Below are 12,697 nucleotides of genomic sequence, written 5' to 3' on the forward strand. Positions count from 1 at the left end.
GGCGGATTACTTTGCACATAGCAGGGAATCTACAGGAGGAAAAGTTTGGCGAGCGAAGATACATCTATTGTCGATTCCAAGATGGGCAAGGAAGAAAATCAGGAATTTAAAATGTCAGAAGATGTTGATGATCAAGATGTAGATGTTGACGTTGATGCAGACATGGATACAGATGAAGAACATATGGATTTAGAAGATTTTGATGAAATCCATGATGATCTTGATGTAGACGATGTTGACAATTTAGATGACGTTGACGATATGAATAATCTGGATGACATTCCAGATGATGAAGATTCCGAAGATTCTGACGATAATAAAGAAGAAGCGCCACAAGTTCCACAAGCAAAAGGTGCTTTTATTGTTCGAGATGATGATGACGACGATAATCTTACGCCTTCTGGAAATCCTAAGCGTCGAGTAATCGCCACTGGCGCTACAGCGGATCCTGTTAAGGATTATTTAAAGCAGATTGGTCGCGTGAGCCTGCTTAACGCAGAGCAGGAAGTTGATTTGTCAGAGCGTATTGAGGCTGGTTTGTATGCTCAGCATTTGCTTGATACGCAAATTGACCAAATGGAGTTTAAGCGTAAGCGTGAGCTTAAGTGGGCTGCAGCAGACGGTAAGAAAGCTAAAGATCATCTTCTTGAAGCAAACTTGCGTCTTGTGGTTTCTCTTGCAAAGCGTTATACAGGTAGAGGCATGCTTTTCCTTGATTTGATTCAGGAAGGTAATCTTGGTTTAATTCGCGCAGTAGAAAAGTTCGATTGGAAGAAGGGCTTTAAGTTCTCAACCTATGCTACTTGGTGGATTCGCCAGGCTATTACTCGTGCTATGGCAGATCAGGCTCGTACTATTCGAGTTCCAGTGCATATGGTTGAAGTTATTAATAAGCTTTCTAGAGTTCAGCGCCAGATGCTTCAAGATTTGGGTCGCGAACCTACGCCAGATGAGCTTGCGCGCGAGCTTGATATGCCTGTTGAAAAGGTGCAAGAAGTACAGAAGTATGGTCGTGAGCCAATTTCTTTGCACACTCCTTTGGGTGAAGATGGTGATTCTGAGTTTGGCGATTTGATTGAAGATACTGATGCAATCGCTCCATCGGACGCTGTAGCATTCTCGCTTCTTCAGGAACAATTTAGACAAGTTCTTGAAACTTTGTCTCCTAGGGAAGCTGGCGTTATTAAAATGCGCTACGGTTTGGAAGATGGTCAGCCAAAGACTTTGGATGATATTGGTCGAGTATATGGTGTTACTCGTGAGCGTATTCGTCAGATTGAGTCTAAGACAATGTCTAAGTTGCGCCATCCTTCCAGATCGCAAACTTTGCGTGACTTCTTAGATCAGTGATTTTAGAATAATTAACAAGTAAAGTGTCGTATTGTTGCTTTGTTTAGCAGGGATGCGACACTTATTGCTTAGTGGTTGCTTAATATTCGTGTTGTACAAGGGGTAGAAGTGGTCTCTAATAAAGATCGAGAACAGTATGATGCCGACAGTTTGACTGTGCTTGAAGGCTTGGATGCTGTACGAAAGCGCCCAGGCATGTATATTGGCACCACTGATAGTCAAGGTTTAATGCATTGCCTTTGGGAAATCATTGATAATGCTGTTGATGAGGCTTTAGCTGGGGCTTGTGACCATATTATCGTCACTCTTCACGACGATGGTTCTATTGAAGTTGCAGATAATGGTCGTGGTATTCCAGTAGATGTAGAGCCTAAAACAAAACTTACAGGTGTTGAAGTCGTTTTAACTAAGCTTCATGCTGGAGCTAAGTTTGGTAATGCTTCGTACAATGCTGCAGGTGGCTTGCATGGCGTTGGATCTTCTGTTGTAAATGCGTTGAGCTTGCGATTGGATGTTGAAGTTGATCGTGATGGTAAAACGCATCACATGGCTTTCCATCAGGGTCATCCTGGAGTTTATAGTGACGCAGATCCAATGCATCCGTCTCCAGTTTCTCCGTTTAAGCGCACTCGCAAGAACAAGCCTACTGAGCTTGAGATTATTGGTACTGTTTCGCCAAAAACTACAGGTACTCGAGTTCGCTATTGGGCTGATCCTGAGATTTTTAACTCAACAGCTCGCTTTAGTTATGAACAGTTAATTGATCGAGTTCGTCAAACTAGTTTTTTGGTTCCAGGCTTGCGCATTACTGTTATTGACGAACACGTGCCAGAAGGCGAATTTAGCGATATTCAAGAGATTGATGTTAGCGCTAGTGATGATGCGAATGCTAATACTAGTGATTTAACAGATGATTTGGCTTTTAAGTATGAATCGCAAGCAACCGTAGATAATGAATCTAATGAGCTAAATCAATCTGAATATGAATCAGAAGAATCTGAATCTGATGGCGAATCAGAAGAAACCACTGCGCAATCTGTTGCAAATAGTGAGTCTTCTAGAGAATTGCAAAATAAGCATCATCCTCGAGTGGTTGAATTTTTGCATAACGGCGGAGTAAAAGATTTCGTTGATTTTCTTTCAAAGGGTCAAGCAGTCTCAGATATTTGGCGTATTTCTGGCGAAGATACGTATGTAGAGGAGACACAAGCTGTTGATTCTGCTGGAGATTTACATGCTCAGCAAGTGACGCGTAAATGTGGCGTTGACATTGCAATGCGCTGGGTAAATGGCTACGATTCAACGATTATTAGTTTCGTAAACGTTGTTGAAACTCCTGGCGGAGGCATGCACGTAGACGGATTCTTGCAAGGATTGACTAAGCAAATTCGTAAAGCTGTTGAAGATAATGCTCGCAAGCTAAAAGTAAATCTTAAAGATTCAAACACTAAGATTGAGAGAGACGATATTTTAGCTGGAATGGTTGCTGTTGTAACAGTTCGCATTGCTGAACCTCAATTCCAAGGTCAAACTAAAGATGTTCTTGGAACTGCTCAAGTTAAGCCAATCGTTACTAAAATGACGGATGCTCAATTTGGGGAGATGATTAGCGGGTCCAAGAGAGGATTCAAAGAACAGTCTGCCAGAGTTTTAGAAAAAATTGTTTCCGAAATGCATGCGCGTATTCAAGCGCGTAAAACTAAGGAAGTTACTCGTAGAAAGAATGCACTTGAGTCTGCTTCAATGCCACCAAAGCTTTCTGATTGCCAGCCTGGAAATGACGATGTTGCAGAACTTTTCATCGTCGAGGGCGATTCTGCACTTGGAACTGCAAAAGCTGCTCGAAATTCTGCTTTCCAAGCGCTTTTGCCAATACGCGGTAAGATTTTGAACGTTCAAAAAGCAAGTCTTGCGCAAATGTTATCCAACAAGGAGTGCGCTGCAATTATTCAAGTTGTTGGAGCAGGGTCGGGCGCAAGTTTTGATATTTCGCAAGCGCGTTATAACAAGATTGTTATGATGACCGATGCAGATGTTGATGGCGCGCATATTCGTATTTTGTTGCTAACGCTGTTCTACCGCTATATGCGTCCGCTTATTGAGAACGGGCATGTTTATGCTGCTGTGCCGCCTCTTCACAGAATTGCTCTCGCTGGAAAGCACAAAGGCGAGTATATTTACACGTATTCCGATGACGAATTGGCTGGAAAACTTGATGATTTGCAAGCTAAGGGCATTGATTTTAACAGCGATATTCAGCGCTACAAGGGATTGGGTGAGATGGATGCGGATCAGCTTGCAGACACCACTATGGACCCTAGAACGCGAATGCTAAGAAGGATTCGTATGGAAGATGCTCAGCAGGCGAGCGAAGTATTCGATTTGCTTATGGGTGATGATGTTCCTCCGCGCAAGCAGTTTATTGTTGATAACGCTGACGACTTCGATCGTTCCAAAATCGATACCTGATTTTGTTTTACTTGTGCGTTAAGTTACTTAATTTGTAATTTTCTTCGCATTATATAATGTGTATTACAAATTTTGAATTGTAATTACATTATGACATTTAGTTAAGTTATAATGATTTTATGATATAATTGCGAATGCAGGTTTGCTTCAATAGTGGAAGTGAATCTGGGATTTTGCATTTATTGATTTTCTTAGAATTTGTTTTATAAGAGGGAAAAATGAACAAGAAAACTGTGATTTTATTATCGACTACGATGATGAGTATTGCTACTGCTGCTTGCGCTTTTTGCGTGGCTCAAACTGCGAATGCTGCTGATACTTACGTGGATTCTGGCACTTCAACTGCAAAAGTTACTACCCCCCCCCCCAATTGAAAATAGCTCTTCTCAAAAAACTGGTACTTTTGATAAGAGTGTAATAAAGTCTTCTGATTCTTCTGATAAAGATAATATAAAACCTGAAACGAATTCGAAACCAAATTCTAATACAAAAACTGAATCCAAGCTTGAAGCTAAGAGCGATGTAAAGTCTAGTATCAAGCTTTCTGCAAATACTAATGTAAATTCTGTAGTTGATACTACTGCTAAATCTAATGCAGATTCTGTTGTAAATACTGATACAAAGACTGAATTAAATATTGATTCAAAGTCTAAGGGTGAGGAAGATCCAGTTTCACCAACAATTTTTAATCAAGCGCTTTTTGCTAGTGGTAAGCCAGCTCCTAATCAAACTCCTAAACCTCAAACACAAACAACCGAGCTTAAAGTAAGTCTTTGCTGGGAAACTATGAACAAGGATAATAAAAATGCATTTATTAAGGGTGATAGTGATTTTGGTCAATTGAATTTTGAGAGTTGGGACTTTGGTTCCACGCTGGACTCAACTAGACAAGACGTAAAGGATGCATTTAAGAAGATTCAGTTTAAGATAAAAGATACAACTGATAACAAGGTAGTAGCAACAACTACTGGAACTTATGATCCTGATACTGCTACTAGTGCAACCAAAAGCTTGGGTAGTTATGATTCAAGCCATACTTATGAAGTGTCAGTGGTAAACAGCACAGTTCCAAGCCCGTATTATGTGACATACAATAATGTTTCTGTAGATGAAGGTGATGAATTTACACCTAGTGTTAGCCACTTTACATGGACTCCAGCTAGCGGGTCTAATAAAACGCAAAACAAATATTTTCGTCTTAATGCCTTGGAAATTGTGTATGCCAAGGATGAGGATGTTGCATCTAAGTGTTTCTCGTACGCGCAGCCTCAAAACTCTAATAAGGAGTATCAATCTGACGGAAACTGGAAGTTCACATATAACAAGGATAATATTTTTGAACGTCTTCGTGTAAAAGACAACGCTATTCAATTCCCGATGGATGAAAATGGTAAACCTAAGGTTCCTGTTAAAGCTGGTTACAAGTTTGTTGGTTGGCAGTTCTATGTTGCTAAAAAAACGAATGGTCAACCATACACATCATATGACCGTATGGGGGATGACAATAAAACGATGATTAATAGTACAACCGTTGCGTACGTACCATTTAACGATCAAACTACTGCCTACCCATATTTATTTGCTGTACTTAGAGACAACAAGGGCGTTAATACGTTTGGTAGTATGCTCGGTACGCAATATTGCTCTACAAATCACACATTTGTTGTATTCCCTAAGTGGGAGGTTGCTGGTCATACAGTTACTTTTATGGATGGAGATACTCAATATGCACAAGTAAAAGTGCAAGAAGGTAAAACTATTAATAGTGATGAGTGGACTGATCAGTCTATGCCTGATAATCCTACTAAAGCTGGTTTTACTTTTAATGGTTGGTATCAGGATAAAAATGGAACTGGGGATGCGTTTACTGGTGATACTGTTGTAGCTAATAGTGATATGACTGTATATGCGTCGTATGTAAAAGAAACATCTCCTACACCATCTCCTACACCATCTCCAACTCCTGAACCAACACCAACGCCGACTCCAGATCCTGAGCCAGATGTGACTCCTGAACCTGAGCCAATACCAGTTCCTGACGTTCCTGATGTTCCTGGTGGTTTGTGGATTCCTCTTCCTGAGATTGTTCCTGAGAATCCAGAGTATTCTGTTGTTGAGCAGCCTGTGTTGAATCCTGTTCATTCTTCGGATAAGCCGGTGGAGCATTCTGTTGAGCAGCGTTTTAAGGCTGTTGATGCTGGTGAATCTTATAATGCTAAGGCTCCTGCTAAGCATTTGCCTGATACTGGTGTTTCACTGGTTATGTCTATAAGTACTTTGTTTGTGTCTTTGTTTGCTGGCTTTGGTTTGTCTCTATTCAAGTCTCGCCGCAAGCATTAAACGCAAATATCGCATATAATCGCGTATAAACGCGTATAAGAATTAAAAAATATTGGAATAAGGCTTCTGAGTAAATGTTTTATAACATAAAGTCAGAAGCCTTATTTTATATGCGATTTTTGATGTAAACTGTATTAAAGGTTTGTTTTAAGAATTATTACTTTGTAAGTCAGTGTTCTATTGTGCTTTATCTTAAAAAGGAGGGTTTATGATTGGTAATAAGCAAGAAGTCTTTGACAAAGATAAGCTTGATTTTGCAATATTTTGTATTGAAAATGTTGCAAATAAGCTTAATCAAAACCCTCGAGATACGTATGATGCTTTGACTAAGAAAAGTAATATTCTTATGTCTTATATTGTTCCATCTTATGATGTTTTGCATACTCAAGGCAAAGAGTATATTACAAATGACATTATTTCCTTTATGCGTGAAAAAGGTGTGGCAAGTTTTAGGGGAGTGATGGATTTTGAAGGCGAATCCTATTTTGTTGCAAAAGAAGTATGCTAGGGTTGTAAGTTTGTTAGCTGAGCGTGCTGGGTTGAGTTATGAGCAGGCGCTTGACGTATTTTACCATTCCGTCACTTATGATTTGATGCGTAATGGTATTTCGGATATGCATTGTATGAGCGACGGATATTTGGTTCAAGATCTGCTTGATGAGATGCATAATTCTAAAATATGTGTTAATGCATGACTTTTGTAATAAATTAAACGATCGCGTGATATATCATGCTTGCATTAGTATTTCGACTATAAAGCGTACAATGTGTGTATGTTTTTACATTATTGCGTTATATATCTTTAAGAGGAAAAATGGGTAAGAGAACTAATATAATTTTGACTAGCGCTATGATGGGTATTGCTACTGCTGCTTGTGCTTTTTGTGTAGCGCAAAGTGCGAATGCTGCTGAAACTTCAGCTGCTTCTTCTGGTGTTAATACGTCTGTAAATTCTTCTGCCGCAACTTCTAATACACCCGGGGGGGGGCTTTAGATAGCACTTCCTCAGAACATGCTAAATCTGTTGATGAAGATAGAAGTGCTCCTGAGGAAACGCCTGTATTTGATACTGCTGCTAACTATAAGAAAGTTGGCGAAGATGATGACCAAATTAAGTACACTTATGTGAATAATACTACTAAAAAAATCACAAATCCATTTCCAGATGTAATTTCAGATGACGAGATTGAAAAAGCGTTTAAGAATAAAGAAACTTCTGTAGAAAAAATTTATTTTAAGCCTGCTGCCACTTCAGATAATCCTAATCCCAAAAGTGAGATTGTTAAAAATAGATTCTTAAAGAATGTTGATGGAGAATATATTGTTTACAAAGTATATAAAAATGATTATGTTTCTGGCAAAAATGAGTCACAGATTACTTCATCTCAGGGTGTGTCTGTAAATGGTTCTATATCAAAAGATGGTAGTATTTATGCAGGCTCTGAACAAACAATTACAGCTTCTGCTGAACCAGTTGATTTTGAATTAAATGGTTATACTGTTGCAAAGAATTGTAAAAAGTCTATTGATATTCGCTCTGAGTATGCTTTCAAAAATTACTTATACCTAAAACTCACGTATAAGTATAAGTTTAATTTTGAAAGATTTAAATTTGTGTATGTTTATTGTCATCATGCTGGGTGCAATACAAGTTATAATCGTTATTTTTCTGCAGCAGATGCGCAGTTCCATTTTGTGGATGATTTGCAATATAGATCTAAGAATCCAAATGGGGTAGATAAAGATGGTAAGTTAAAGCAGCGAGGAAATTCTGACACTCATCCATCTTTAACTGATGCAGACAAGAAGAAGGGTACTCTAATATCGTCGGTTCCATTTTACGAAATTGCGGGATTGGCGGATATTTCTGGTACTTCTGCTGTAATAACTGATAAAGCAGCCTTCTATCGAACAGATAGTGGTGACGGTAAGACATCTATTTTGTCTTTTGATAAAGATCCAGATATAAAATATGCGAAGCGTCCTATACTTACTGATCTTACTGGTAAGAATATTCCAGGATACGTGTATTGGGATAATGACATTGATAAGCCTCAGAACAAGAATCATGAGTTTGCGAACGATAAGGATACTAAGGAAGATCCTGGTAATCACTATCTTTCCTTTGCTTATGAAATGAAGGATGGCAAGCCTGTTAAGCGTCTTACACGTAAACATTATTATGTTACTTTTAGAGCAATTCCTACGCAGTTGGTCGTTAAGTATAAGAAGTCTGATGGAACATTTGAATCAAATGCAAAGTACGAGCTTTTAGATTCTGGTAATGCGAAAATTGGCAATGAATTTGCTGCTGCGAGTGGTGATATTGTTGCCAGCAGTATAAACGATCTAGTGACTATGATGAAGTCAACTGACACTACTCTTCTTAAAGGTTTTACTGGTTACTTATCTAACGGTGCTGTGTATTTGACTCCAGGAAACTATACTGTAAAACCTACAGCTCAAGCGCCTGAAGGGTACGATTGGGTTGTAGATTCAAATAAGCAGGATTCCAAAACTAGTGCAGATATTAATATCGGACTTCAAACTGGAAAGACTACTGCTATACAATTTATTACTTTTGTATTGAAGAAGAAGCCAACTCCTCCTATTCCTACGCCATCTCCAACTCCTGAAACTACACCAACGCCGACTCCAGATCCTGAGCCAGATGTGACTCCTGAACTTGAGCCAATACCAGTTCCTGACGTTCCTGATGTTCCTGATGATTCGTGGATTCCTCTTCCTGAGGTTGTTCCTGAGAATCCAGAGTATTCTGTTGTTGAGCAGCCTGTGTTGAATCCTGTTCATTCTTCGGATAAGCCAGTGGAGCGTTCTGTTGAGCAGCGTTTTAAGGCTGTTGATGCTGGTGAAGCTTATAATGCTAAGTCTCCTGCTAAGCATTTGCCTGATACTGGTGTTTCACTGGTTATGTCTATAAGTGCTTTGTTTGTGTCTTTGTTTGCTGGCTTTGGTTTGTCTATGTTCAAGTCTCGCCGCAAGCATTAAATATGCATGTAGTAGGTTGATTTTATGTAAGAATCTAGTTATGTTGTGTTGATATTGTGATTCAAGAATTCCCCCTGTTGTGTAACTTGTATGGTTGTTTGCAGGGGGAATTTGATTTTATTGTGTTTTGTTTCTGTTTCGCTTTATTTACTGGCAAACATATCTTTCGCATACTGGCGAATATCATCTGGATTTATCATATTGTATTTTTCTTTTATTTTTGTGAAGTATTCGCCAATTATCTTTTTGCTGATTATTTTATTTGATGAATCATTAGTTTTTAGATTTCCGCGAGTAAGTATCCAAGGCTCCTCATGATGCGTAAATCGTTCAAGTTCTTTACCGCTGTAGCAGCAAAGATTATCAATAACGCTATCGCATACTGCTTTTTCGGTAGCTGATAGTGTGGTTGTTAGTTCTGATGTAAATAATGTCACATCACTTTTTTGAACATGTTTGTAATCCGCTAATTTTTCTGATGATTTAATTCCTGATATTTCTGTTGTCGGTGAATCTATTGGAGTAAAAGTGTAGTCTTTATAACGCAAATAGACGTCTTTATATACAGGTCCATGAATCCATGCTTGACAATCATCGGTAAATATGAATGATTTATAAAAAGCGAAATAAAAACCCTGAATGTAGTATAAGGATTTTTGCAAGGCTAGGGTAGTTATATCCTCACACTTTATAAGCAAGTATTGTATTACATTGTGTATTTTGTCACTCGACTTATTGCCATCAAAGTTATTGTTTGCAAAGTTATTTTGTAATTCGCGTATTAGTTTTTGTGTTGCTTTATAACTTTTTTCGTAACTAATTGCAGATTTCAGATTATCCTTATTGCTGATTAATAATTGCAAGTAATATTCCGGATCATTATAAATGCGTAGCAAAATATCAGAATATTGTTTTGAAGGAATGTCTCCGTCTGCAAATCTAGAAAACGTTTGTTCACCCCAACCGAGAAGCAGTGAAAGTGGACGCTTGCCTATTGAGTATTTAGCAGGTATTTCGTTGATTTTGTCAAGCGGAATAATATTGTTTTCTTTACGATACTCGTCATACAATGCTCGAAGATTCGCGTCAATAATTTCGGGTACATATACAGCAGAGCCGCATTCTTTGCAGTGTGCTTCTGTGCCAGTGTAGGAATATTGTTTTCCTTTGATAGATGCAGTCATTGGAACGGATTTTGTTGAGTACTCAACGTCATTCCTGCATTCTTCACAAAATGTCTTATTATCTTTCATTATGAGCCTTTTATTGAAAATTAGCAGATTTATTATCTTTTTGAGTTGTTTATTAGATTATTTAAATAAATAATCTATCTGTTTATTTGCTTTATGGAATGAAATAACAACTGTTCTATTTTGCTGAGAAATAGTAATGATATTAAACTTCGTGTAAATGTTTACCATCTCACATTTACCTACGTGTGATAGTTTTACGCGTGGTGCGAATACGTAAAGCGTTTCATATTCATAGCCTCTTTTTTTGTTTTTTAACGAATGACAAAAATCTTCCACTTCTATGTTGAGAAGTATATTTTTCTGAATATCTGATCGTATGTTGTATTCTCGAATGAAGTTTATGTTTTCTTGACGATTTTCGTTTAACGAGATGGTAAAACGGTCATTCCTTATGCAGTCTTTTATCTTTGCAAGTATTGCTGAAATTTCTTCTTTTGTGTAATTCTGATTATAGTTCTTGTTCATACATCACCTCTAGTCGTATGATACAAAAAATAGGTGCATTTATCAAGAAAAATGCATCTATTGATGCATAAATAATTTCTAAGCATTCTAGAATAAAATTTATTAGCCTTATTAATGTATTTGGCTTGTTTTTATGCTTTAAGATGATATGCAATAAAATGTAAATTTGAAACTTTTATTTAGTTTAAATAAGATGTTGAATCATTTGGTTACTTACAGTATTGCTTATGCTGTTGAATATTGTATCATTTTTATCGTTGCTAATTTTTGTCTTTCCTAGTAACACATATTTGCAGTAGGAGTGTTGCATGACTGATTTAGATGCTATTTTTGATTTCTCTACAACAAATTGTGCTTTTTGCAAGAAGTATGATATTCCTAATGCTGATACGTTTGCTGCATTTGAAGAAACTGAGTAACTGAAGTATGATCCTAATGCGAAAACTTATAACTCGTTTTATGAATTAATATGTGAATATGATTAATCTTCTTCTTGCAATTATTTATCTAGCATTTATCAGTTTGGGTTTGCCTGATGCTCTTTTGGGATCTGCTTGGCCGACTATGAGTCACGATATTGGCGCGCAAATTTCTTGGGCTGGCGGAATATCAATGGTTATTTCTGCAGGAACTATTGTTTCTGCTCTACTGAGTGACAGGATGACTAAGCGTTTTGGTGCAGGCAAAGTTACGTTTGTATCTGTTGCTTTAACTGCATTGGCATTGTTGGGTTTTTCTTTTGCACCGAATTATATTGTGCTTATTTTGTTAGCAATCCCGTATGGTCTAGGTGCTGGAGGGGTAGACGCTGCTCTTAACAATTATGTTGCTGTGCACTACGAAAGCCGTCATATGAGCTGGCTTCACTGCATGTGGGGTATTGGAGCTTCAGCTGGACCTTACGTTATGGGTTTTGCGCTTTCTCACGAATTGGGATGGTCTGCAGGATATCAGTATATTGCGATTGTTCAAGTGATATTAACTGTAATATTGTTTATAAGTTTGCCATTGTGGAATAATCATAAAGCGCATGAATTAAGTAAATCTATTCAGATATCTAAAGAATATTCTAAAACGCTATCTTTTGCGGAAGTTTTGCGCATTCCTGGAGCTAAAAATATTCTTATAATGTTCTTCTGCTACTGTGCTATTGAACAGACTGCAGGATTATGGGCCAGTAGTTACATGGTTTTGTATGGGTCCGTTAGCCACGTTGTTGCAGCAGGATGGGCAAGTTTATTTTATGTTGGTATTACAGCAGGACGATTTATAAGCGGATTTTTGACAATGCGTTTTAATGACGAAACCATGATTCGTCTTGGGCAACTAGTGATGATTCTAGGTATTCTTGTGTTGTTATTGCCATTGCCCAATCATATAGCATTAGTTGCAGGATTTGTGATTATTGGCTTAGGGTGTGCTCCTATTTATCCATGCGTTATTCACTCTACACCGCATTATTTTGGAGCTGATAAATCGCAAGCGATTGTTGGCATGCAAATGGCTAGCGCATATATTGGATCAATGCTAATGCCTGCAATCTTTGGGTTTATTGGTCAAAACGTGTCTATGTCTTTTCTTCCAGCATATTTGATTATTTTGCTATCTATAATGGCGTTTATGCATATGCAATTGCTTCGGATTTGCAAAAGTTGAGTATGAGAATATTTTCGTGTGATTGTTTGCTTAATGGTTGTTTGTTTAAGATTTATTAAGCTTATTGTGAGTTTGGTTACATTTTGTTGAGATTGAAGTTGTAAGTTGTAGAATGTCTGAAGATTCAATGCTGTTAAATGCCTGTATTATACTTG

At 37.9% G+C, this 12,697-nt stretch carries 9 protein-coding genes and 1 pseudogene; 8 read left to right on the forward strand and 2 right to left on the reverse strand.

Features of this window, described 5'->3' with window-relative positions; all coding sequences use genetic code 11:
- Nucleotides 1-45 precede the first annotated feature (45 nt).
- The 7 genes and pseudogenes from HXT20_RS02285 to HXT20_RS02315 all read left to right on the forward strand — a co-directional run bounded on the left by HXT20_RS02285 (nucleotide 46) and on the right by HXT20_RS02315 (nucleotide 9,168).
- On the forward strand, nucleotides 46-1,350 hold the full coding sequence (locus HXT20_RS02285; RefSeq protein ID WP_004112553.1) for an RNA polymerase sigma factor: 1,305 nt from the start codon (nucleotides 46-48) through the stop codon (nucleotides 1,348-1,350).
- Nucleotides 1,351-1,458: 108 nt separating this feature from the next.
- Nucleotides 1,459-3,819 carry a DNA gyrase/topoisomerase IV subunit B gene (locus tag HXT20_RS02290; protein WP_422114431.1) on the forward strand — a complete coding sequence of 787 codons (2,361 nt, stop codon included), beginning with the start codon at nucleotides 1,459-1,461 and terminating at the stop codon, nucleotides 3,817-3,819.
- Nucleotides 3,820-4,037: 218 nt separating this feature from the next.
- Nucleotides 4,038-6,159 (forward strand): annotated as a pseudogene (locus HXT20_RS02295) (InlB B-repeat-containing protein).
- Nucleotides 6,160-6,367: 208 nt separating this feature from the next.
- Nucleotides 6,368-6,667: a DUF3791 domain-containing protein gene (locus tag HXT20_RS02300; RefSeq protein ID WP_004112558.1), complete on the forward strand. Its 300-nt coding sequence runs from the start codon at nucleotides 6,368-6,370 to the stop codon at nucleotides 6,665-6,667.
- Nucleotides 6,627-6,854: a DUF3791 domain-containing protein gene (locus tag HXT20_RS02305; RefSeq protein WP_032837413.1), complete on the forward strand. Its 228-nt coding sequence runs from the start codon at nucleotides 6,627-6,629 to the stop codon at nucleotides 6,852-6,854. The genes HXT20_RS02300 and HXT20_RS02305 overlap by 41 nt, the downstream gene beginning before the upstream one ends.
- A 119-nt stretch (nucleotides 6,855-6,973) precedes the next feature.
- Entirely contained in the window at nucleotides 6,974-7,153 is a 180-nt protein-coding gene (locus HXT20_RS02310) for a hypothetical protein (RefSeq protein WP_004115478.1), read from the forward strand.
- A 131-nt stretch (nucleotides 7,154-7,284) separates the two neighbouring features.
- Complete coding sequence (locus HXT20_RS02315; protein ID WP_422114432.1) at nucleotides 7,285-9,168, forward strand: cell surface protein; 1,884 nt, start codon at nucleotides 7,285-7,287, stop codon at nucleotides 9,166-9,168.
- Nucleotides 9,169-9,311: 143 nt separating this feature from the next.
- Here HXT20_RS02315 and HXT20_RS02320 read toward each other — a convergent pair whose 3' ends face one another.
- On the reverse strand, nucleotides 9,312-10,421 hold the full coding sequence (locus tag HXT20_RS02320; protein WP_422114433.1) for a type II TA system antitoxin MqsA family protein: 1,110 nt from the start codon (nucleotides 10,419-10,421) through the stop codon (nucleotides 9,312-9,314).
- Between the two features lie 57 nt (nucleotides 10,422-10,478).
- Nucleotides 10,479-10,886, reverse strand: a complete 408-nt coding sequence (locus HXT20_RS02325; RefSeq protein WP_004112566.1) for a hypothetical protein — start codon at nucleotides 10,884-10,886, stop codon at nucleotides 10,479-10,481.
- A 477-nt stretch (nucleotides 10,887-11,363) separates the two neighbouring features.
- Between HXT20_RS02325 and HXT20_RS02330 the strand changes: the two genes are divergently transcribed.
- Entirely contained in the window at nucleotides 11,364-12,542 is a 1,179-nt protein-coding gene (locus tag HXT20_RS02330) for an MFS transporter (protein WP_004115467.1), read from the forward strand.
- Nucleotides 12,543-12,697: the final 155 nt, after the last annotated feature.

Origin of the sequence: Gardnerella sp. DNF00109 (assembly GCF_049262845.1) — a bacterium.
Taxonomy (GTDB): Bacteria; Actinomycetota; Actinomycetes; order Actinomycetales; family Bifidobacteriaceae; genus Bifidobacterium; species Bifidobacterium vaginale.